The 23,212-nt window shown below is 41.2% G+C and carries 23 protein-coding genes, 1 pseudogene and 1 other annotated feature; of the genes and pseudogenes, 21 read left to right on the top strand and 3 right to left on the bottom strand.

Features of this window, described 5'->3' with window-relative positions; genetic code table 11:
• Positions 1-210: 210 nt before the first annotated feature.
• From ACYQ03_RS06380 to ACYQ03_RS06430, 11 genes are all read left to right on the top strand, one after another.
• Entirely contained in the window at positions 211-2,235 is a 2,025-nt protein-coding gene (locus ACYQ03_RS06380) for a proton-conducting transporter transmembrane domain-containing protein (protein ID WP_459908507.1), read from the top strand.
• A 2-nt stretch (positions 2,236-2,237) separates the two neighbouring features.
• Entirely contained in the window at positions 2,238-3,134 is an 897-nt protein-coding gene (locus tag ACYQ03_RS06385; RefSeq protein WP_459908509.1) for a respiratory chain complex I subunit 1 family protein, read from the top strand.
• A gap of 15 nt (positions 3,135-3,149) precedes the next feature.
• Positions 3,150-3,764: a hydrogenase gene (locus tag ACYQ03_RS06390; RefSeq protein ID WP_459908511.1), complete on the top strand. Its 615-nt coding sequence runs from the start codon at positions 3,150-3,152 to the stop codon at positions 3,762-3,764.
• Between the two features lie 5 nt (positions 3,765-3,769).
• Positions 3,770-5,233, top strand: a complete 1,464-nt coding sequence (locus ACYQ03_RS06395) for a hydrogenase 4 subunit F (RefSeq protein WP_459908512.1) — start codon at positions 3,770-3,772, stop codon at positions 5,231-5,233.
• Positions 5,234-5,237: 4 nt separating this feature from the next.
• Positions 5,238-6,740 carry a hydrogenase large subunit gene (locus ACYQ03_RS06400; RefSeq protein WP_459908514.1) on the top strand — a complete coding sequence of 501 codons (1,503 nt, stop codon included), beginning with the start codon at positions 5,238-5,240 and terminating at the stop codon, positions 6,738-6,740.
• An 11-nt stretch (positions 6,741-6,751) separates the two neighbouring features.
• Positions 6,752-7,489 carry an NADH-quinone oxidoreductase subunit NuoB gene (nuoB, locus tag ACYQ03_RS06405; RefSeq protein WP_459908516.1) on the top strand — a complete coding sequence of 246 codons (738 nt, stop codon included), beginning with the start codon at positions 6,752-6,754 and terminating at the stop codon, positions 7,487-7,489.
• A gap of 79 nt (positions 7,490-7,568) precedes the next feature.
• Positions 7,569-7,826, top strand: coding sequence for a hypothetical protein (locus ACYQ03_RS06410; RefSeq protein ID WP_459908518.1), 258 nt, complete (start codon positions 7,569-7,571; stop codon positions 7,824-7,826).
• A gap of 192 nt (positions 7,827-8,018) precedes the next feature.
• Positions 8,019-8,279: a binding site (T-box leader), on the top strand.
• Between the two features lie 140 nt (positions 8,280-8,419).
• Positions 8,420-9,271: an MBL fold metallo-hydrolase gene (locus ACYQ03_RS06415; protein WP_459908519.1), complete on the top strand. Its 852-nt coding sequence runs from the start codon at positions 8,420-8,422 to the stop codon at positions 9,269-9,271.
• Between the two features lie 1,017 nt (positions 9,272-10,288).
• Positions 10,289-11,644, top strand: coding sequence for a DUF1015 domain-containing protein (locus ACYQ03_RS06420; RefSeq protein ID WP_459908521.1), 1,356 nt, complete (start codon positions 10,289-10,291; stop codon positions 11,642-11,644).
• Positions 11,645-12,363: 719 nt separating this feature from the next.
• Positions 12,364-12,534, top strand: coding sequence for a hypothetical protein (locus tag ACYQ03_RS06425; protein ID WP_459908522.1), 171 nt, complete (start codon positions 12,364-12,366; stop codon positions 12,532-12,534).
• Positions 12,535-12,631: 97 nt separating this feature from the next.
• Entirely contained in the window at positions 12,632-12,832 is a 201-nt protein-coding gene (locus ACYQ03_RS06430) for a hypothetical protein (protein ID WP_459908524.1), read from the top strand.
• Positions 12,833-12,937: 105 nt separating this feature from the next.
• Here the strand turns inward: ACYQ03_RS06430 and ACYQ03_RS06435 are convergent.
• Both ACYQ03_RS06435 and ACYQ03_RS18400 read right to left on the bottom strand, forming a co-directional pair.
• A pseudogene (locus ACYQ03_RS06435) lies at positions 12,938-13,141 on the bottom strand (hypothetical protein); the annotation flags it as partial.
• A 749-nt stretch (positions 13,142-13,890) separates the two neighbouring features.
• Positions 13,891-14,070, bottom strand: a complete 180-nt coding sequence (locus tag ACYQ03_RS18400; protein ID WP_488193070.1) for a four-helix bundle copper-binding protein — start codon at positions 14,068-14,070, stop codon at positions 13,891-13,893.
• Positions 14,071-14,298: 228 nt separating this feature from the next.
• Between ACYQ03_RS18400 and ACYQ03_RS06440 the strand changes: the two genes are divergently transcribed.
• The 8 genes from ACYQ03_RS06440 to ACYQ03_RS06475 all read left to right on the top strand — a co-directional run bounded on the left by ACYQ03_RS06440 (position 14,299) and on the right by ACYQ03_RS06475 (position 20,523).
• Positions 14,299-14,784 (top strand): hypothetical protein, encoded by a 486-nt coding sequence (locus ACYQ03_RS06440; protein WP_459908526.1) that lies wholly within the window; start codon positions 14,299-14,301, stop codon positions 14,782-14,784.
• Positions 14,785-14,799: 15 nt separating this feature from the next.
• The gene (locus ACYQ03_RS06445; RefSeq protein ID WP_459908528.1) at positions 14,800-16,137 is read left to right on the top strand and encodes a 4Fe-4S binding protein; all 1,338 of its coding nucleotides are present in this window, start codon (positions 14,800-14,802) and stop codon (positions 16,135-16,137) included.
• A 241-nt stretch (positions 16,138-16,378) separates the two neighbouring features.
• Positions 16,379-17,287, top strand: coding sequence for a phosphate/phosphite/phosphonate ABC transporter substrate-binding protein (gene phnD / locus ACYQ03_RS06450; RefSeq protein WP_459908530.1), 909 nt, complete (start codon positions 16,379-16,381; stop codon positions 17,285-17,287).
• An 11-nt stretch (positions 17,288-17,298) separates the two neighbouring features.
• The gene (locus ACYQ03_RS06455; RefSeq protein ID WP_459908532.1) at positions 17,299-18,051 is read left to right on the top strand and encodes a phosphonate ABC transporter ATP-binding protein; all 753 of its coding nucleotides are present in this window, start codon (positions 17,299-17,301) and stop codon (positions 18,049-18,051) included.
• Positions 18,041-18,934, top strand: a complete 894-nt coding sequence (gene phnE / locus ACYQ03_RS06460; protein ID WP_459908534.1) for a phosphonate ABC transporter, permease protein PhnE — start codon at positions 18,041-18,043, stop codon at positions 18,932-18,934. The genes ACYQ03_RS06455 and phnE overlap by 11 nt, the downstream gene beginning before the upstream one ends.
• A 216-nt stretch (positions 18,935-19,150) precedes the next feature.
• Positions 19,151-19,621: a hypothetical protein gene (locus ACYQ03_RS06465; RefSeq protein ID WP_459908536.1), complete on the top strand. Its 471-nt coding sequence runs from the start codon at positions 19,151-19,153 to the stop codon at positions 19,619-19,621.
• Positions 19,622-19,728: 107 nt separating this feature from the next.
• Positions 19,729-20,040, top strand: coding sequence for a hypothetical protein (locus tag ACYQ03_RS06470; protein ID WP_459908538.1), 312 nt, complete (start codon positions 19,729-19,731; stop codon positions 20,038-20,040).
• A gap of 9 nt (positions 20,041-20,049) precedes the next feature.
• A complete protein-coding gene (locus ACYQ03_RS06475; protein WP_459908539.1) occupies positions 20,050-20,523 on the top strand; it encodes a hypothetical protein in 474 nt (157 codons plus the stop codon).
• A gap of 556 nt (positions 20,524-21,079) precedes the next feature.
• Here ACYQ03_RS06475 and ACYQ03_RS06480 read toward each other — a convergent pair.
• Positions 21,080-21,259, bottom strand: a complete 180-nt coding sequence (locus ACYQ03_RS06480; protein ID WP_459908541.1) for a hypothetical protein — start codon at positions 21,257-21,259, stop codon at positions 21,080-21,082.
• Positions 21,260-21,464: 205 nt separating this feature from the next.
• Between ACYQ03_RS06480 and ACYQ03_RS06485 the strand changes: the two genes are divergently transcribed.
• Positions 21,465-22,307 (top strand): ATP-dependent DNA ligase, encoded by an 843-nt coding sequence (locus ACYQ03_RS06485; RefSeq protein WP_459908542.1) that lies wholly within the window; start codon positions 21,465-21,467, stop codon positions 22,305-22,307.
• Positions 22,308-22,464: 157 nt separating this feature from the next.
• Complete coding sequence (locus ACYQ03_RS06490) at positions 22,465-22,629, top strand: hypothetical protein (RefSeq protein ID WP_459908543.1); 165 nt, start codon at positions 22,465-22,467, stop codon at positions 22,627-22,629.
• Positions 22,630-23,212 lie beyond the last annotated feature (583 nt).

The following is a 23,212-nucleotide window of genomic DNA, read 5'->3' on the forward strand; positions in this document are numbered from 1 at the left end:
AAGTATAATTTAAAATACTTTTAAAGTAGGCATAGAATTTGCAAAATATTCTTAAATAATCAAGCAGCCCATGAAGGCAGCAAATTAATATTAGAAGGAGGTGTTGGTTGGCTAGTGAAATAATTACCAAGCAATTTCCTATTAGTGCTTATCTTAGTGCTTATCCAAAGCACCTTTAGTACAAACCAATCCACTAAGGCGGTGAATTTCGTGATAGACAATATCTATATCTATCTAGCCATGCTAATGCTGTTTGCCGCAGGTATTTTACTACCGTGCTTAACAAACAGCAGTCCAAAGGTTACGAACATTTTATCTCACGGTTTATCATTGTTAGGTTGTTTAGCGATTGTGGTTTGTTCAGTAGAGATATTCATTTACGGTGGGACGACCTTCTCCTATTCCACAGGCCTACCGATTGGATCTTTGATCATTAGGATTGATTATTTATCCGCATTTTTTCTCCTGGCCTTAGGTGTTGTTGGCACAGCAACCAGTATTTATGCTATTGGCTACAGCAAGGAGTATTACAAGCAGCGTTTAGGATTGATGGCAGCACTTTATAACGGGTTTATCTTATCCATGGTTCTGGTGTTAACCGTTAGTCAGGTTGCCTACTTCCTAATTGCCTGGGAGCTAATGACCGTAGTTTCTTTTTTCTTGGTTAACCATGAATATGACAAGACAGCGAATACTCGTGCGGCATATAAGTACATCTTGATGACCACGATAGGAACTGTCTTTATTACAACTGCATTTCTCATATTAGCCGTGGCGGTTCACAGTTTGGACTTCCAGTTGCTAAGAGGTACTGCTTTAACTGATTCGATGCGTAACATAGTTTTTATTTGTGCCTTAATTGGTTTTGGTACCAAGGCAGGTGTGATTCCCCTGCACATTTGGTTACCAGAAGCACACCCAGCCGCACCCAGCCATGTATCGGCACTAATGTCCGGTATTATGATTAAAACTGCAATTTATGGTATGTGCCGATTTTTCCTAGAGTTTTTAGGTGTTGGTCCTGCCTGGTGGGGTGAACTGATACTTTTCTTGGCCATTATTTCCTCTATCCTGGGAGTTTTATATGCCTTGATGCAACACGACCTAAAGCGCCTGCTGGCTTATCACTCGGTAGAAAACATCGGTATTATCCTGCTTGGTATTGGCGCTGGTATGGTCTTCATGAGTAACAACCAACCTGCATTGGCCGGTCTTGCTTTTGTGGCAGGACTTTATCACGTATTTAACCACGCAGTATTTAAATCCTTGCTGTTTCTTGGTTCTGGCTCCGTACTTTATGCCACTTATACCAAAGACATAGAACATCTAGGTGGACTAATTAAAAAAATGCCCTACACAGCAGTTTTCTTCCTAATTGGTGCTGCTGCAATTTCAGCCTTACCTCCACTGAATGGTTTCGTAAGTGAATGGTTAACCTTCCAGTCACTTTTCTATCTACCCCACGCACTAACAGGGATAATTCCTCAGTTGGGTTCTATTATTCTAATTGCCTTGCTGGGATTAACCGGTGCACTGGCAGCGACCTGTTTTGTAAAGGCCTTTGGTGTGACTTTCCTGGCCAAGCCCCGTAGTAAACATGCAGAACAGGCAACAGAAGTAACTGGTTCAATGTTAACAGGTATGGGGTTTTTGTCCCTTATGTGTATGGGGCTGGGTGTTTGGCCCCAATGGATGCTAAGCATTTTACAGGGTGTGCTATCCCAGTATTCCGGACTTGATGTTAGCAACCTATTCATTCCGCAGTGGCATTCTGTGGCTTTTAACATCCAACAGGCTAATGGGGTAATTGCCATGCCGGTTATCGTCGGTATGTTGCTGGTTGGTGTAATCGCCGCTGTAATAGCCTACAACTTCAAAGGCGTACCTAAAAATGTTGAGGGTGAAACCTGGACCTGTGGTATCGTTCCCAATGCACGAATGGAATATACTGCTACCGGTTTTGCCCAACCGATTCGTCGAGCCTTTAAAGGGTTAGTTCGTCCTAAATCAAATGTTACTGCCAATAAATTACTAAATCCATACCATGGGGTTAAGATGGAGTTAAAAATAGAAGTCACTTATTTAATTAACCAGTGGCTTTATCAACCCATCAAAAAATGGATTTTATTAACAGCCAATTTTATCAGACCGATTCATTCTGGTAATTTACAACTTTATATGGGTTATGTACTTGGAGTTACGGTACTAATTCTTATGCTGGGAGTGAGGTGGTAAGCATGTCAGTATTATTTATGATATTACAGGTTATCGTACTGGCACTGCTGGCTCCTTTGGTAGCCGGTGTTATCAAAAACACAAAGGGAAAAATGCAAAGCAGAAGGGGTCCTGGCTACTTTCAGGTTTACTACGACCTGGCAAAGTTCTTCAACAAGGATAACGTTATTTCTCCAACCGTTTCCTGGATTTTTCATATAGCACCTTATATCTACTTTGCCACCGCACTGGGTGCAGCTGCCCTGGTACCGACCCTTATGTTTGATAGGGGTTTCCACTATGACAATATCTTCGTCCTGGTTTACTTGCTGGGACTGGGTAGGTTCTTCCTAGCCCTAGCCTCCCTGGATGCAGGCAGTTCCTTTGGAGGTATGGGTGGTTCCCGAGAAATGTTTATCAATGTTCTTGTTGAGCCGGTGATGATGCTTACATTATTCACGGTAGCCATTCGTGCTAATGGTACTGGATTATCTCAAATGGCCACTGCAACTGCTAATTCCGATATTTCCTTCTCCGCCATCCTGGCAGCCATTGCATTTTTGATTCTTACAGTAGCCGAAACCGGACGTATCCCAGTGGATAACCCGGATACACACCTTGAATTAACAATGGTACATGAAGGTATGGTTTTAGAGTACTCCGGTCGCTCTGTTGGTTTAATCTTTTGGGGTTCTGCCATTAAGCAACTGGTAACAATCCTGCTGCTGGTCAACCTCTTCATTCCTTGGAACCCTGCAGATCTTGTGCCACCTGTTGTTTGGATGATCATTAAGGTGTTGGTAATTGCTGTTGTACTGGCTGCCATTGAAACCAGCACCAACAAGATGCGTCTGTTTAGAATACCTGGTTTCTTGATGGCAACTGGCTGCTTATCACTACTGGCGATCATCGCCATGTAGCAAGGAGGGAATAAAATGACATTATTAACAGTCCTGCTCTTAGCCGGTGCAGTCCTTTTAACTAGGGTATCCTCTTTGCGGACTGCTATCGGTATCTTAGGGTTTCAATCGGTGATTGTGGCTCTGGCTTGTTTGATAATTGGACTTAAGACTGGGGAAATCCATATGTATATAGCTGCCATTCTTACGGCAGTGATTAAAGTGGGTTTAATCGCTTATGCCTTGTGGAAAGTTGCGTCACAACTGAAGCATGAAAGGGAAATTGCTAACTTTAACTTTTCCTTCCTAATGGCGATTCTATCCATTATTGCTTCCTATGGTTTTGTAAGTAAAGAATTACCCAATGTGTCTGGAGACACGCTGGGAGCTGCAATCTCCTTAACTGTTATCGGCCTACTGTTGATAATGGCTCGACGCCAGGCCATTATGCAGGTTGTTGGATTAATTACCATGGAGAACGGCTTATATCTACTGGGTTTATCGATTACCAACGGTTTACCCCTGATCATTGAGTTGGGAATCTTTTTTGATATATTGGTTGCTGTGCTTGTGTTAGTCATTCTCACGCATAGGCTAAAACACTCCTTTGAGACCACAGACACCAGTATATTAAATGAACTGAAGGGGTGATATCGATGTATGAATTAATTTTAGGGGCGTTAGCACTGCCGATCATTACAGGGTTAATTACACTGCTACAAAAGAACCTTACTTTAATTCGTTATACTAATCTGCTAGGTAGCACCTTAACCAGTGGCATCATATTGGCCATTATCTACAGGATTACTGAAATTAAAGTATTTAGTAGTGAGTTTCTGTATGTGGACTACCTAAGTTCAGTACTTCTTTTTGTTGTAGCACTACTTACCTTTACTGCTACATTGTTTTCCTTGTCTTATATGGAAAAGGAAGTTAAAGAGGGGCAGGTTGCCGAGAAGATGATTCCCCGGTACTATGCACTGCTTAATCTATTTACATTCGCTATGGTTAGCGTTCTAATTGTAGGAAACCTTGGCCTGATGTGGGTTGCAGTTGAAGGTACAACCCTGGCTTCTGCGCTGCTGGTGGCCTTCTATTTCAATCGATCTGCACTGGAGGCTGCCTGGAAATATGTAATGATTTGCACAGTGGGTATTTGTTTGGCCTTGTTAGGAACCATGTTTCTTTATTACGCCCAGGTAAATGCAGTTGGCGAGACCCATGCCCTAAACTGGCTCTATTTGAAAAACATCAGTGGCACCCTTAATCCTGACATTGTTAAATTAGCCTTTGTTTTCATCTTGATAGGTTACGGTACGAAGGCTGGTCTGGCTCCCATGCATACCTGGCTGCCAGACGCTCACAGCCAGGCCCCATCCCCTGTCAGTGGTCTATTATCCGGTGCGCTTTTGAGTTGTGCTTTTTACGCACTAATGCGTAACGTAATTATTATCAAAGGAACCATTGGTACTGAATTTATTCAAACTGTAATGATTGGACTAGGTATTCTTTCTATCCTGATTGCGATCCCTTTTGTATTGGTACAACATGATGTTAAGAGATTGCTTGCCTATTCTTCAGTAGAGCACATGGGGATTATTGCCATCGGTTTCGGTATCGGGACCCAACTGGCAGTTTATGCTGCACTCTTACACATCATAAACCATGCCATTGCAAAGTCTTCTTTGTTTTACCTAGCCGGAGTCATCAGCCAGGAATATAAAACTAAACACATTAAGCAAATACAAGGAGTTGCCAGGGTTATGCCTGCCGTCGCAACCATGTTTGTCATTGGCATATTGGCTATTACAGGGACACCTCCCTTGAACATCTTTATTAGTAAGTTCACCCTTGTAATGTCCATATTTGATAGTAAGATGTGGCTCTTAGGTGGTTTAACTCTATTGTTACTGGCCGGAATCTTTGCTGGTTTGATGCACTACTGCTTAAAAATGACTTTCGGTAATGCCCCTGAAGACATCAAAGGGTCCAAGGTTTCGTCTTCTACCATTACCGCAATTGGTTTTTCCATCTGCTTAATTGTAGTTGGTGGTTTATATCTGCCACCGTCCATTAGCGAAATCTTAACCCAGGCAGTATACATTGTAATAGGAGGTTAGGGACATGAACAATTATAGGACCATACCTGCTGCCGCATTAAGAGAAACTGCCTACGAGCTGTATGCCGACGGACAGCATGGCCTCATGTCCATGTTTGCCAATGACGAGCGTGAATTAAATGGTAATTTTGCGATCTACTGCTTGTTCTCAGTAGGTAAAAAGATGCAGATTATAAAAGCTGTCTTGTCTGAAAACGAGGAATTGGAGTTTCCTTCTATAACCCCTAAGATTTCAGCCGCAGCCTGGTATGAACGTGAGATTTATGACATGTTTGGCCTTAAGCCCATTGGTCACCCTGATTTGAGGCCACTGGTGCTGCATGAAAACTGGCAAACGGGAATCTTCCCCCTTCGAAAAGACTTCCATAGTAAGACCCCTATACCCACGGCGAAGAAAGATTTTAATATGGCCACGGTAGAAGGGGAGGGAGTGTTTGAGGTTCCTGTAGGTCCAATCCACGCAGGTATTATTGAACCCGGCCACTTCCGTTTTAGCCAGGCAGGTGAGGATATTATCCGATTGGATGCCAAGTTATTCTTCCTGCACCGTGGTATCGAGAAAGCCATTGAAGGGACACCCATAGAAAGAGCTTTTTATCGGGTAGAACGTATCTCAGGTATCTGCACAGTTGCCCACTCCTTATCCTATTGTCATGCTATTGAAAGCATTGCCGGAGTTATCGTTCCGCCAAGGGCTCAGTATTTAAGAGCATTGGTGGGTGAATTGGAGCGACTGTATAACCACGTTGGGGATATTGGTAACCTGTGTGCCGGTATGGGTTTTGCTGTTGGAATTATGGCGGGTGCACGAATGAAAGAAGATATCATGCGGGTTAACGAAGCACTTACCGGTCACCGGTTCCTGCGTGGCATGGTTGTACCAGGTGGTGTTCGCCTGGACATTAATAATCAATTAACAACTGAAATTATTGGGATGCTGAATAAACTGATACCAGACTTTAATGAGATGATTGAACTTTTTAAAGGGAACGATGCCTTCCTTAACCGTGTGGAGACTACCGGCATAGTTCCCAGGCAGGCAGCCCTAGATTTAGGATTGGTAGGGGTAGGCGCCAGAGCCTCCGGTGTTGATGTAGACATCCGGCGTGATTTCCCCTATGGCTGTTATTCATCACTAAACTTTGATGTTCCAGTCTACCACAACGGTGATGTAGCAGACCGCCTGTGGGTTCGTGTAGATGAAGTAAGGCAGACCGTGGACCTGATCCGTCAGATATTAAGCCAAATGCCACAAGGCCCCTTGAAGGTAGATATCCCCGCGATTAAGCCCTACAGCAGTGGGTTCGGTTGGTGTGAATCCCCCCAAGGTAACAACATTCACTGGCTGATGATGGGGGAGAACAATACTGTATACCGCTTGTATGCTCGGGCTGCGGCTTATCCCAACTGGCCGGCACTAACTGTAGCAGCACCCGGAAACATTATTCCGGATTTCCCGCTCATTAATAAAAGCTATGAATTGTCTTATGCCTGCGTTGACAGATAGGAGGGTATTGCATGATAAAGGTTTGGAAAAAAGTTTTTGCCACTGGTAATGTAACAGAACACTGGGAAAAGGCAGTACCCCCGGAACGTTCCAGAGGTGAAGTTGTCATTCAACAAAATGTACCCTGCAGAGGTTGCCAGGACTGTGTTAAAGTTTGTCCGACCAACGCTATAAAATTATACGAGGGTGTTCCAGTTATTAATCACAAGGCTTGTGTCTTTTGTGGGCTCTGCGTGGAAGCTTGCAAAGATGGCTGCTTAAAACAGACTTGTAATTATAAATTAGCAACATTAGGCGGTTCTCTGGGGGAGAACGGCAGTTCAGAATTGAAGAAGAAAATTCGCTCGGTGCTGGGACGCTCTCTTCATGTGAGGCATCTGGATATCGGTTCCTGCAATGGTTGTGATTTCGAGATGAATCATGTCTGCAACCCCATTTATGATATTCAACAATATGGTATTGACTTTGTGGCTTCTCCCCGCCATGCCGATCTACTGATGGTAACCGGGCCTGTCACCCGTAACTCTACCCAGGCTCTTATGATGACCTATGAGGCAACACCAACACCAAAGTTGGTCATGGCACTGGGGGCATGTGCCTGCAGCGGAGAGCAGATTTTCGGTGAAAGTTATGCCATCAGAGGGGCAGTTGATTCCTTGGTTCCAGTTGATATTTATGTGCCCGGTTGCCCACCTCGACCACAAGCCATTATTCAAGGCTTAATGCTAGCCCTAAACAGGATGAAATAAAAAAATAAGTTGGGAAGCGTTTTAATATATATCATTCATAATCTATTAATTAAAATGAGAAGTTAAGGAGGTAAAGAACATGGAGTTTCGAACAACCAACATCGTCTGGGAAGAAGATTGGGGGGTTGCTACCGTTGGAGAGTTTGTAATTGAACTTAAGAGGAGTAACAATAAACTAATAGAAGCAAAGGTAAAAGAAGTGCTTAGTTATACAAAGTCTCATACCGAAATACCCTATGTAGCCAATATTGAAGATCGTTATATAACTGTTGATATGGGTTTTTGTGGTATCAAAAAATATGAATTAGTCAATGACGCTTTAATAGAACTTTACTAGGCCTTTTATTTTAAAGATTTTGTGGAAATGCAAAGAGGATTTCTATTGCAAAAAAGCTCGAAAAGATATAAAGTGGTTTAAAATCAAAGGCAATAAGAATGTCACATTTAACATATTTAAATTCAACTTACTAATATATCACAATATTCACTTGACACCTAATACTGGAATCGATATACTTTTAACAATACAAAAAAGGCAGAGAAGGGGAACCACTAACCTTGTGACATGGCCTCAGAGAACCGGGGTAGCTGAAAACCGGTGCCAGTGCAGGTGAAAATATCGCCCCTGAGCCGTAAGCTGAAAGGATAATGGAAACAATATCTTATTAGGCTGAGCCGGGTTAGCCTACCCGTTATCAAAGCTGTGTCCTGTTTGGGATACTAAGAGGCTTTTCGCCATAAGGTGAAAGCAATCAGGGTGGTACCGCGTGAGTAACCTCTCGTCCTTGGTAGTTTTAAAAACTGCCGGGCGGGAGGTTTTTATTTTATATAATTGCATCGCCAACATGGCCAGCTAGTGAAATATTCTAATGTAAATTCAAGTAGATCTTCTGAGGTTTAAGTAAAGCTAAATAATTAAGGAGGTAACTAATGCAAGTATCTAAACATGTTCACGCATTGAAAATTCCTTTTTCGATTAAAATTGATAAGGAAAAAACAATTAATCGCTTTGTTTATTGTTTTATTATCTTTGGGTCAAAAATTCACCTAATAGACACAGGTGTAGCTTCTTCTGAAGATTTGATCTTTAAATATATTCACCAGATGGGGAGGGACCCGAAGGATATTTCAACAATAACCCTAACACATTCACATCCTGATCATATTGGTGGAGTTAAAGCAATAAAGGACTTTTCAGAGTGTATAGTAATTTCTCATAACAATGAAAAGGACTGGATAGAGAACATTGAAAAGCAATTTGCGGAACGTCCAGTGCCGGGCTTTTTTTCCTTAGTAGGCGGTTCAGTAGCTATTGATAAGACCGTTGATAACGGAGATGATATTGATTTGGAAGATGGGTTAAGATTAAATGTTATTCATACACCTGGTCACTCAGAAGGATCAATCTCCCTAGTTTTAGAAAATGAGGATGTCTTGTTTTCAGGTGATGTTATACCGTTACCTGGGGATATGCCAATTTATGATGATCCTCTTGTCTTAATCGAATCCATTAAAAAATTACAGCGTCTTAAAAATAGAAGTATCTTACTCTCATCTTGGGATGAGCCAAGGACAGGAAAATCAGTTGATAACGTCATTTCAGAGGCAATTCAACACCTTCAACTACTACATAAGTCAGTAGTAGAAGCTGTATGTAATAAATCAGCTATTGATCCAATTATAATATCTAAAATAGTCCTAGAAAAAATGGGGTTACCTCTGGTAATGGCCAACATTCCTCTAGTAGTAAAATCTTTAAGTTCTAGTATTAGATATATCTAGTAATGTATGCAGGGGACCCTTTTTTAGGATAAACTGGAAGGTGCGAGGGAGGGAATTTGTCGCTCGTGAGACCAGTGACATCGGCGTACTTAATGCTTTTAAAAAAGTCTTTATAACTAACTGGTAAAGGAGTGGATGTTAATCCACTCCTTTTGTGCAAAGTATAATGTTACCTGATCAGCATAAGGGCAAACTAGGATTCGTGTCATATAGGGTGCTCCTGCGCCAGGGCAGCAAGCCAAGTTTTTCTAACTTCTACTAGCGTATATAGATCCAATCATTGAAACCTGATCTGGTTTGGTGGTGGTCGACCAGCGGAATGATAATAATCATCGTCAGGAACGCCAATCCAACAAAATCCTTAATAAGTTCGGACATAAGATTCGCCTCCGTTCCTTTTTTAGAATTTTCATTCTTATTATTATCATACACCCACCGTCTGACAGCTAGATGACATTTGCACCAATGTTTTTGCTTTTTTTGCTTAGAATTGCTCTTGATTTCTCAAGAACAAGTTATCTCCTTCTTAGGTAATATGCCTGTTGCAGTCATATGGGGACCTCTTATGATTGTTCTAGGCACTTAATCTTTCCTTTTATTAGTGAATTTAATTTTTTATTATCTTTTTTTCAAGGAGGTACGAAACAAGAGCCAAGGCCAGCTTCGGCAAAGCTACGTGGTTATTTCTCGCCGCATTGCTGTGGATCTGTTTGAGGAAATCATTAAACTCAGCCCCGATTGGCGTAGCCATTCTCAACCGCTGCTATGCTCCTTCTTTATCCCACGTAATTCTTCAATATCAACATTCATATACTTGGCGATGATCAATGTTTGCAATTTATTATATTTTCCTAGTCTTTAAAATATTATGTATACTGAGTTTTTTGTAATGATTACATAGTCGTAATTTGATACAATAAAAGAAACTTTGATTGTGAAATATGGTTAGGGAACTAAAATATTGAAAATAAGGGAAAATAATATCGCCCAAAAAGATTAATCTGGAGGTTGAAAATTTTGTCTATAAATAAAATAGGAATAAAACCACCGGAAGTACTTCTGCCGGAAAAGACAATTGATTTAAACAAGTGGTCAGTTGTGGCCTGCGATCAATATACATCTCAGCCAGAATACTGGTCAGAGGTGGAAAGGATTGTAGCAGAGGAACCTTCAACTTTGCGCCTAATATTTCCTGAGGTTTATCTAGAAGGAGGTAGGGCAGAGGATAGAATAACTAATATTAACGATACTATGAGGCGGTACATCGCCGATAAACTGTTGCTAGAAAAGGGAAGGGGCTTTATCTATATTGATCGTAAAACAGCCCATACCGAATCAAGAAAGGGTTTGCTAATTACCATTGACCTAGAGCAATATGACTATAATCCTGGTGCCAAGACCTTAATTCGGGCCACTGAAGGCACAGTTTTAGACAGATTGCCTCCTAGAATAAAGGTCAGGAAAAATGCTCCCATTGAAGTTCCCCATGTTATGCTCCTTATAGATGATCCGGAAATGACAGTAATTGAGCCCCTGTCAGTACAAACCGACAGAATGGAACTGCTCTATGATTTTGAATTAATGATGAATGGTGGTCACATTAAGGGTTATAGGGTAAGTGATCCCACCATGGAAGAAAGCATCATGAAGGCCTTTGTCAACTTGGCAATACCGGAATCCTTTAGGGCTAAATATGGGGTAGGCCCAGAAAAAGATGTACTGCTGTTCGCAGCCGGAGATGGTAACCATTCTTTGGCTACTGCAAAAGCTGTTTGGGAAAATATAAAAGGTAGTTTGACATCAAGTGAGTTTGAAAACCATCCTGCACGTTATGCTATGGTAGAGGTTGTAAACGTTCATGATCAGGGACTAACCTTTGAACCCATTCACAGGGTTGTGTTCAACGTCAATGGAAAAAACTTATTAGATAGTATTGTTGGATATTGTAATAGAAATAACTCTAAAGCCTATTATCAAGAATTTAATAACGGGGCAGAGTTGGAGCAAGAGACAAAAAAACTTACTGCTAATGGAGATTGCCACGTTATTCCCTATATCACCGGTACTTCTAGAGGCCTATTAGTAGTTCATAATCCCAAATTTAACCTAGAAGTTGCAACCCTCCAGAAGGCCCTAAATGATATTTCTGAAAACGAAGGAAACTTAAAAATTGATTATATTCATGGGGAAGATGTTTTGAGTTCCCTAGCTTCACAGGATGGAAACATAGGCTTTTACCTTGAACCAATGGACAAACAGGATTTATTTAAGACAGTTATTTTAGATGGGGTGTTACCTAGAAAAACATTTTCAATGGGTGAGGCAGAAGAAAAAAGGTATTATCTGGAATGTAGGAAGATTACCACAACTTAATTAATCATCGCAACAAAAAGCTGGCTCAAGCTTTAAGCGGGCTTTTTTCTGAGCAGATCAGTATAAACTTTCTTGATCTTATCAGGACGAATACCTTTAGCAAAATCGCTAGAGGTATTGATTTTACTGCCATTACCCGCTTTTAGGTGTCTTTGTCAAGTTATGCAGCCAAGTGGTCAGCCAATGGGCGAAGGTTTATTTCTCTATAGCTAGGTTTATCCCTGGGTGTACATGCTGTACTAAGGCAACCCGGGCCAATTGGAGTATGATTTTGTGCACCTCTCCGGATGGAAAGGTTGAAGTGGAAAAAATAAGTAAAAATATACTTACTTACAATAGTTCCACACCGTACATTAGAAGAATATTAGAAGTTTTCCCTATAAAAGAAAAATGGCAAGGGCTTCCATCATCGGAAGTCTTGCCATTCTGTGTTTATTGGCATCCCAGAAGGGATTCGAACCCCTGACCTACGGATTAGAAGTCCAAGATTTTGGTCGATGAGCTGCGAGACCTTGAAATTACTAGATTTATCCCAATTCGGTGTTCGTCAGACGCAACGGATAAACTAATAATATTTCTGCTTAAATTACGCTAATCCGTTGAGCTTGATATTGTTATTATAATTCTAGTAATGATTTTCAGTAATCAATCATTGACGATAAAGATAATGTACAGTAGAATTGATATTGAAAATCATTATCAAATAGGGGGCTGTGTGAATGGGTAACCGCCAAAATGACGTGGAGCATCTAGCAACAGATTTGGACCAACTACATAATGGGGTAGAACATCTAAAGAATAAACACAATTTAGGTTTTGAGGAGAAGCAGCATTTAACCCAGTTAGATAACCAGCTGCATCATACCCTGGACCATGTAAAAAGAAATTAAGAAGAGCGGCAGCTTGTTGCGTTTTAGCCGTTCTTTGCACAAATGGGTTGGCCTTGTTCTGAGTATTGTTTTTTTAAGCTTAGCAATAACCGGGATAATGCTTAATCATAAGAAAGCTCTTGGATATATGCCTGAAGTAACCCATAAAGCCTCCGGAGATATTTCTCAGTCACTGCCTATGAAAGATATTGTTCAAATTGCTTTTAAAGCTGTTAACAGCTCAGAGATCATTGCAGCCCCGGCGATGACAGGGTTTAACAGCCCAAGGGCTGCCACCGGAATTCCCACAGTGTTATAGAATAATGCCCAGAATAGATTTTGCTTGATATTTTTAATGGTTGCACGGGATAGTTTAATGCTTGCAACCAATCCACCTAGGTCTCCCCTCATTAGGGTTTTCGGCGTAACTCTTATCAAGTACCACAGTGTCAGTTAGGGTGGGCTCACCCTTGGTGATGGTACCAGTTTTATCAAGTACAATAGAATTCAGTTTATGGGCTTTTTCCAAATACTCTCCACTTTTAATAAGTATACCGTTTTCAGCACCTTTGCCGGTGCCCACCATAATAGAAGTAGGGGTAGCCAAGCCCAGGGCGCAGGGGCAAGCTTTTAAAGGTTAGTTCCTTATTCATATTTTCCCCTCCTGGCTCTAGTTTCACCCTTTTACTGGGTATTATTAATAGCCAATACAGCAGAAAACTTTAAGCGTAAATAGGCATAGATTTACTAGGTAATCAGCTACTTTAAATATCTGTAATTAGAAGTTAGTTGAATAACGTTGGATAAATTAGTATAAGGCTTTGAAGGGGAAAGGGTAATGGTGACGCAGGCTTACCCCTGCTGATGATTATTGGCTACAGTTCCCTTTGGTGGTTCTTCCACAGGACAAACCAAGCAAAACCCATTTTTATATCTTATATCTTCTTATTGTTTGACTTAGTGTTATTTGCTTGGCTGAGTTTGAATGATCCTCACGACTTTACAACTAGATTTGGCGTGTTATACATACTTGGACTGATTCTCTACCTGTCTACGGCTCACATCTGGCTGTTTCCGTTGCTGGCAGAACTGAAGGGAGCGGTGGAATAAACAACAGGGGGTTACCCTACAGGCACTAATATTTATTTCAGGAATATGTAAAATTAGCAAGTTGTCTTTTGTTTTAGTTGATTGACTTATTCAAGGGCAGCTACAGGTAATAGATATCTAATCAGCCTAAACAGAAAAGCACAAGTATCAGAAAGAACCTGATACTTGTGCTTGCTTATATGCTTGATTATAAGGAGATTTCAGCGGGTGGTTAAAGCTAAAGGAATAGGGCCCATGCCGTTTTCTTTGTGGAATTCCTTCATTTGATCAAAATGTTGCTTGGCACATCATGGCACATTCTACTAACATGCTCATGCATTCTTTTCTTGCAGCAGCATCAGGCTCATTGAAGCAGGCTTTTAAGCATTCATAGCAGGCCTGTGCACACTTCTGACAAATATCGATACAATCTTGATACTTGTTGGTGGCAGTTGTTACAACACCTATCGTAAAACCTCTTTAAGATATTTTAGGATATTTACCAACTTTATTATTAGTTGCGAGCGGTTTTTTATATTTATACTTTTGCTTATAATAGCTATTTTCCTAACCCATTTAACTGTTACAAAAACGTGTCATTTTTGTAACAGTCATGTGAAATTTAACTGATATCATTTCTAAAGTGACCTGGAATGTAGCGGGTTAAATTGTGAATGATTGAAAGGGTGGAAAGATGTGAGGTCGAGGTCAAAATGGGTAGGTTTATTTGGTATTATTTTAGCACTTGTCCTTGTAACATGTCCATTTGTTGGCAGCGCATTGGCGGCCGCTGATGACAGCGATCCCCATGCTGGTCACGACATGAGTACCATGAACAATTCAGAACAACAAAGTAATGATCATGATATGAGTAACATGGACAGCACTAATGAAACTGAGATTTCAACAGACAATTCTAGTGGCCATAGTCAGCATGACAGTACTTCTAACGATGTACACAGTTCTGCTGGTAGTGGTAGTCATGATTCCAGTAGTGGTGGAGGGCATGATTCAAGCGGTAGCAGCCACGATTCCGGTGGAGATAGACATGAAGCTTCCGGCGGACATGGTGAGGGTAGTGGTGATCCCAATACTCCGCCTAACTGGCCTGTGATTTATGGTTTTGGTGCCTTTAACTTACTGGTGATTATTGCTGCTGCTATTATGAAAACAAAGGCGTAAATGGGGTGAATTAATATGAATGAACAAAAGGGCAATCAAATGCTTAAAAATATATTAAAAAGTAAGTGGTATCCTGGTATTTTTCAATGGCCGACATTAATAGTGTTTGCCGTAATTATGTATGAGTTATTAGTTGGTATTGCAGTAGCCCATGATAACTTTGGTACAGCCATGACCTGGGTGTTGTGGTGGCCCATTATTCCCTTGATCTTCTTATTAATAGGACGCTTCTGGTGCGCTATCTGTCCCTTTGCCACCGTAAGTGACCTGGTACAGAAGTTTGTAGGTAATAATCGACCTGTGCCTAAGTTTCTAAAAAAGTATGGTATTTGGATTATTGATGCACTGTTTATTATCATCACCTGGGCCGACCATATTTGGGGTATAGTAGGATCTCCTCGAGGCTCTGGGGTTTTACTCCTTATGCTAACCACTGGTGTTATAGTGGCTGGAGCCTTCTTTGAGAGAAGAACCTGGTGCCGCTACCTATGTTTTATCGGTGGTTTAGCCGGCAACTACTCCCGTGCTGGTGCTTTAGAACTGCGGGGAACACCAGAAATTTGTGTCAAGTGTACAGTGTCCGCCTGTTACAAGGGTAGTGACAAAGCTCCGGGATGTAAAATGTTTGAATTTCCTAAAACAATGGATAACAGTGCCCGTTGTAATTTCTGCGGTGACTGCGTAAAGAACTGCCCCAACGATTCCATCACAGTTTCTACAAGAATTCCTACTAAAGAACTGTGGTTTATCCGTAAACCTAAGCTGGAAGAATCTTTCCTGGCAATTGTCATCATGGGTATCGTGTTTGTACAGAACATTACCATGCTGGAAGTTTGGGGAGATATTCAGCAGGGGATGGCTGGTATATTAGGAACTGCTAATAAAGATGTGATCTTCACCGTTACCTTTATCGTTGCAATGGCTATTCCAGTTTTAATCCTATATCTAGTCAGTTGGTGGGCATCTCTTAAGAACTCTGACAATGCCATAATAAACCTAACCAAATTTGGTTATGCTTTAATTCCGCTGGACTTTGCCGGTCACATGGCTCACAACCTGTTCCATCTGTTAGCTGAAGGAAAGTCTGTGCTGTTCACAGGACTGGCGTTGTTTAGTATTAAGAATGAAGGGGCATCTGCTGCCTTAGTAGGTATGGGAACCATTGTATTCCTGCAGTATGCATTACTTGCTCTGGGAACCTTTGCTTCCATCTACACAGCTTACCGTATTGCTAAAGCTAACTACAAAGGTCAAGAAGTTATGGGTACATTAATTCCCTATACCATTCTGATCTTAGGATTAGTGGCCTTTAACGTCTACCTGTTCCTGTTACCAATGGCTCATAGAATGTAACTATAAGAACAGGTTACCTATCCGGGTAGCCTGTTTTCCCATTTTTTTTAGTGTCTACTCTACAGGGTACAGTTTAAGATAGGGTCTATTTCTTTATTATATCAATGCTTAAATAGTTTCAGTTCCAAGTAAAATGAAATTAATTCATAAGAGCATGGATAAATATAAAAAAATGTTATTGGACGTATAAAATCGATTTATGTTATCGTGTTACTGTCTTTATTTTAGGGGGGTAAATCAAGTGCAAGGCAGAAAAAGTTTAATATTATTTGTTATCTTACTAGGAATTTTCTTGATTGGCTGTGGTAACAAGGCAGAAACAGAATCAAAAAATGACTCTAAGGCTGCTAGTCAAGATTCAGCGACCAGTAAAAAGATTATAAAAGTAGGTCTTATTCCAAACCAAGCTCCAGATCAATTGAAGGCTAAATATGAACCCTTTAAAAAATACCTTCAGGACAAGCTTGGCATGGAGGTAGAGCTCTTTGTAGCCAATAACTACGCTGGTGTTGTTGAAGCAATGGCCAGCGGCAAATTAGATATGGCCTATTTTGGCGGACTAACCTATGTTCAGGCCAAGCAGAGAGCCAAGATTCACCCCATTGTCACCGAGATTGATAGTGAGACCAAAACTACAAAGTATTACAGTCTGATCATTACCCCTGCCGACAGCAAGGTGAAAAATCTAGCAGAACTAAAAGGTAAAACCTTTGCCTTTGGAGATGTTAGTTCCACCTCGGGCTCCCTGTACCCAAGAATAATGTTGGATAAGGCCGGCTTAAAGACTCCCGATGATCTTGCCAATGTTATTTATACAGGTAAGCATGACGCCACCGCACTGGCAGTTCAAAACGGCAAAGTGTATGCCGGTGGTCTTGAAGGTAGGATATTAAACAAACTTATTGATGATGGTAAGGTTGATAAAAGTAAGATACGTATTCTAGCTAAGTCTGATTTAATTGAGGGTTACCCTTGGGTTGTTCTGGACTCAATGGATAAGGAGTTGGAGAACAAAGTCATTGATGCGTTCATAACCATGAAGGATGAAGAATTACTTAAACTGATGAAGGCAGAGGGCTTTGCTAAGGTTACCGCTGAAGATTACAAATATATAGAGGAACAAGCAGTACGTTTGGGCCTGTTAAAATAATTGGAGGTTATATGGAAAGTCACGAGATTGTCCGGGCAGAGAAGTTGGTAAAAGTTTATGCCAACGGAGTCGTCGGGCTAAAGGGTATTGATGCAACCATATATAGAGGTGAGATGGTGGGAGTACTCGGCGCCAGCGGCTCCGGGAAAACCACCTTTTTCCGCCTTATCAATGGATTTATTTCGCCAACCGAGGGAAATCTCTATGTAATGAATCAATCCATGCGGGGATTAAGCCATCAGGCTTTACGAAAACTGCGTTCTAGTATTGCAATGGTCTCCCAAAATCATAATATCATTCCCGGCTTATCAGTTGCCCGCAATGTGATAATGGGTAAGCTTGGTCAGGTACCAATCTATAAGGCACTGCGGATACTGTTTCATTTAACTGAAAAAGAGATAATGGAAGTTTGGCAAGTGCTGGGAAAATTGGAATTGGCCGAAAAGATATATGATCGGGCTACTGACCTTTCCGGTGGGCAGCAACAACGGGTTGCCATCGCCAGGGCACTATTAGGTAATGCAAAGCTAATTCTTGCCGATGAACCCATAGCCTCGGTGGATTCCAGAACTGCAGAAAATATACTAAACATTTTCACCAGACTGAACCGTGAGAAGAACGTTACTATCGTTACAAATTTACACCAGGAGGATTTTGCTCTCCATTACTGCACACGGGTATTGGTGTTGGATAAAGGAAGACTAATTTATAACGGACCTCCAGATGGATGGCTTTCTCAAAGGAGGTTCGCTTATGCCCAGTAACAAAATACCTAAACATAGTAGTAACGGCATAGTTAACTTTGCAATTATCTTTCTTTTCTTGTTTTTCTTTATAACTAGTGCTAAAGCAACCAAATTTGACCTGGTTGCCTTCATAGACCCAAATAACCTTACTAGTATAAAGAACTTTATGTCTGGACTGTGGCCGATGGAGTTAAGCTTAGATTTCTTAATAGATGTCAGTAGAATGATTCTTGAAACCTTGGCCATCTCCATAGTGGGAACTGTTATTGCAATAATCTTGGCCCTGCCATTTACAGTAGGTGCCTTAAGATTAAGAGGTGAAGAATATTCAGCAAGAAACTGTGGTGTAGTATCGTGGCTAGGCAGATGGATTTTGTATTATCTATCACGGTTTATTCTAAACCTTTTCCGTGGAATTCCTGAACTTCTTTGGGCACTAATATTTGTTGTGGCTGTGGGTTTGGGGCCTTTTCCCGGGGTATTGGCTCTGGCAGTTCATAGTACCGGTATTTTAGGCAAGTTATACTCGGAGATTTTGGAATCGGTGGATCAACAACTGGTGGAAACAGGCCGAGCTTCCGGAGCCAGTGAACTGGCTGTTCTTTTATTTGTTCGGATTCCAGCGACCCTTCCTGTACTGGTTTCTTACTCTTTGTTTAGATGGGAATGTAACATGAGGGCAGCAACCGTTTTAGGACTAGTTGGGGCTGGGGGCATAGGCACACAATTAACTATCAGTATGCAACTATTTGCCTATAACGAAGTGGCCACTCTTGTGGCAGCTATTCTAATTCTTGTGATAATTGTGGATTTAGTAGGTCAGTTTCTAAGGACAAGAATTCTTGACAGGTCAGTCAACTGTATGAGTGAAAGACAGCTACAAAATCTTGAAGTAGAATAAAAAATCATTCCTTGACTATCAATTATTATTGAAAGCAAATGCCTGCAGAAGAACACAAATCTGCAGGCATTTTTACTAATTATCAAGTCTACTGTTTTTGCATGGACTGTTGGCTGGCTTGCTGTTGTTTAAAAGGCTACTCAGTCCACAACTGAGGCAGCACGTCACTTTCTCCTGGCATCGGTACAACAAGACTGGCGTTTTATCCTAGCAGGAGTGCAGTTATTTACCGGACCAAATTTTGGACCTTTACTGCTTACTGATTCAACCAAGGTACCGTCATCACTGGAAAAGTTTCTATGGTCAACTGCACCGGACTGGTGGGTTACACCGGCAGAAGGTCCCTTCAATCATACTTATATATTGGGTGATCTTAAAGACATTTCTTATGGCGTACAAGGGCGAGTTGATTTCATCTCAGAGCTACGAAGTTATATCAGTCAGATGGAACAGGGGGTAAGCGGTTCGGATCATAATGATATGGTGATGATTGCTGAAGATGATGCCCCAGAGGCAGCCATCTATAGTTCATCTTGGACTGCCCATGCTGGTTCGCCCACTTTCTTTGTTACCAAAGATGGAGTTCCAGAAGCCACCCGGAGGGCCTTGTCAAGCCGTCCACAGGATGCTTTCATCTACCTTCTGGGGGATGATAAAACCATCCCTCCAGGAATAGCCTTGAATTAGGACGGTATGGTCATGTACAGCGTATTCCAGGCAAAGACCCATTCTCTCTATCAGTGGGCTTTGCGGGATATGCGGACTTTGGGCCAAAATTTGGCTATTGGGTTGCCATGACTACTCGTATGTTTGGCTGGTGGATAGCTGAACCAGGACATAACTTTATATTTGTCAACCCAAAGGACCCAGAAATGGCAATTCCGGCCGGTATTCTGTCTCACCGGGGAAAGCATGGACCGATGCTCTTAGTCCAGGAAGACATTGTACCCGAGCCTGTGGTGAGATACCTTAAAACGGTACAACCGACCTTTCTGGCAAGTCAGGAACAGTTATTTAACTTTGGCTGGATTATTGGTGATGACACCATGATCAAGCAAGCAGTACAACAAGAAGTTGATCACCTCCTAGGTGTAAAGATGCCTTAAGACAAGGGAGTGGTAGCTATAAACAAGGTTGTGACTTTATTTTCTCCAGATGCAGATTTGAAAAGAATAGACAATGAATTAACAAGCCACTCATTGGTAAAATACCGCAGTGTCAAAATAGCAGAGGACTATGAGCAGCAGGTCGGACAGGAGATATTTTTAACTAAGGATGAGAGACGAACCGCCTTAATAGGTGCTTTGTTAGGTGCTCTAGCAGGCCTAGACCTTGTGGCATGGCTTTTGGGGAATAATGAATTAGGACAGCTTATTAGCCCTTTGCTAGCTAATACTATTTATTCAGCACTATTTACTGCTACAGGAGTAGGACTTGCTGCAGGAGGTTTACTAGCAGGTCTCTATGCACTGTCTCGACCATTGCCAAAAGATTTTACAGGTTTTATCATGCTGATTTTATACTGCAAACCCCGAGAGGAAAAAAAGGCGATGAAGATTTTGAAGGAAAACGGGGGGATAATCATATAAATACCTTATGACTTCCTGAACTGCCTATCATCTACATTATGTTTCATTCAATAATGAAAAGCGACAAAGCATATCGGGGTGTTCGGTAATATCAGCAACGGTTTTAAATAATATTATTCTGATTCTTACTTATCAATTTATTTTAACTAATTTTCTTTTCTTATCAATTAGTAAGATAATAACTAGAAATAGAACAATAATATTGACACCAAAAACATAAAAGTTATCATAGATAATCTTCAATTTATATACAGCTAAGAGGAATTCAAAAGGTATAAGAAAGCTAAATATAAATCTAATTAAGGAATTAAGATTCAAGATTTCTTCGGCAGTCCACTTTCGAACATTATACAGACCCCATATTATTAGTAATGTGCCTACTAAAATATTCCCAAGAAATTGTTCTAACCCAAAGTAATTAAAACTAAACATAGCAAAACCTAGTATAATCGGATTTGCCTCTAACGTAGCCTCTGTTTTGGACATTATATCACCTCAAAGTTCACCTGGGTGTCTACACTAGAAGGGTTTTCCAGTAAAATGCATTCATTAAAAATTATTTATTAAAACTATCATAATTGTTGTTTTTAATTGATTCCGCAATTTCTTTCAAAGAATTACTTTGAGACTCCAGAGATTTAGAAATTTTCCATAGTGTTACAATTAAAAATAATCCAAGAATTACAGGAACTAAAAGAAAGATAATATATACTGCTGAAGCAATTGTAAGTCCCAATATCAAATCATCTCCTTAACAATTTTTAAGTAATCTTTCGATAAATATAATCAATAACCTCTAAACACTTACGATAAATTAGAATAATAAGGATTCAACCTTTGGACGGATTGTAATGAACATTACATTGTTGCGAAGTAATATTATTTAATAACCAAACAAATCACTTCAACAGTGCCGTGGCATACTACCTTGGGGTGATACCTTGCTTGCCTTTCCCGTAAAACCAATGCTACTGGAAAAAGCTGTTGCTCCGTTCAATTCCGACGACCATATCTTCGAATGGAAAGTAGATGGAGTACGCTGCCTCATGCACTATTCCCAAGGAAAAGTACGCCTGCAATCAAAAACTGGCCGAGATTGTACCAGTGCTTTTCCGGAACTGCAGCATCCATTAATACATGGCACCGAAGCTATCATTGATGGAGAAATTACAGTACTTACTGAAGGAAAACCGGATTTTGAAGGGGTAATGGGCCGCTACCTGGCAAGACCTGAAAAGAACTCCACACTGCTTACCAAAAGGCCAGCCTTTTACGTGGTGTGGGATATACTCTGGCTTGACGGCCAAAATCTAACCAGTCAGCCACTGCTGGAACGAAAAGCAATCCTCGCCGGGGTATTGGACAACAGTGAACTAATTACCAAAATAGAGTGGATGGATGGTAAGGGTTTACTTCTCTGGGAAGCTGTAACCCAAAATGGCTTAGAGGGCATCGTGGCCAAAAAGAAAAACAGTCGTTATGAACACCGAAGGTCAGCGAATTGGGTAAAGATAAAGGATTATAAAGAGATAGTAATCAACGTCCTTGGCTATAAACCAAAGGATGGTTATATATTGGTGGGTACAAGTGATAAAGTCCAGGGCCATGCTATCGGCATGAATAAAACAGAGAGAGCAGCACTCTGGGAAATTATAAACCGATATGGTAAAGAAGATGGCCTCGCCATCTGGCTGCCAACTGGTATTAGGGGCAGAGTGAAATATACCACCTGGACCCCAGCGGGTAATATGAGAGATTGTTACTGGATCCAATTTGAAGTGTAAGGCCGAAGTTATGGCTAGGATGCTGGGAGCAATTGTTAACATAACATCTCCAAGCGCAGCCGCCCCAAACTGCAGCCGCTGTCAACCATCGGGGCAACTGCCTTTGCTGCCGCTGCCTCTTTAGGGCGCAGCGGCCAAGACACCAGGGAGAGGCAGGGTGCCGGACCTAATAGGAATGCCCCAAATACGGCACGCTGCCGAAGGTGGTCCAGGACCCGTAAGCTGGCCAGTTACCGGGAGCAAGGGTGTGAAGTGGATGAATAAGGATAACCTGTCGAACCCTGCTGCCGGTATCTGGCCGACCTGGACTGTTCTGCTTTGATCAGAGGCACAACTATCAGCAGACCGACCCACAAAGCCAGACCAATAAGTGGGCTGCTGGTAGTTGTGCTATCCATTAATCCAGGGTAGAAGCAGGGTGTATTTTCCGGCGTCTCAGAGCCACCGTTATGAGAGGCGTCTAATACCACTTAATTATAAAGCAAAGCCCTTTGATCCCTTTTGGGACGTTGGATCTTTGCTTTGTGTATTTCTTAAGATTAATTCTACAATGTTGATCTATGACTATTCCGTAGTTCCTTGGTGAGTAAGCTACATAATGCGAAATAACTTAGAGATTTCACTAATTGCTAATCATTATCAATTTTAATAGATAAAGACATAAAAGAAACCCAGGATAACCTGGGTTTCTAATTAATCGGGAAACGCCTATTAAGAAACTAACAACCGATCTTGATTAAACTCCAAATTTTAAATTACCTTTCTCAGTTTACTTACCAAATACCAAGCTTTTACTATCTTTTTCCAACTCCACTAGACTTAAACGTTCAATTTTACAGACTTACAGGGAATCACTACTAGACTTTACTTTACTAATACAGATCCTTAATTTGGTACTACAGGTT

This window comes from Desulfotomaculum defluvii (assembly GCF_054657375.1).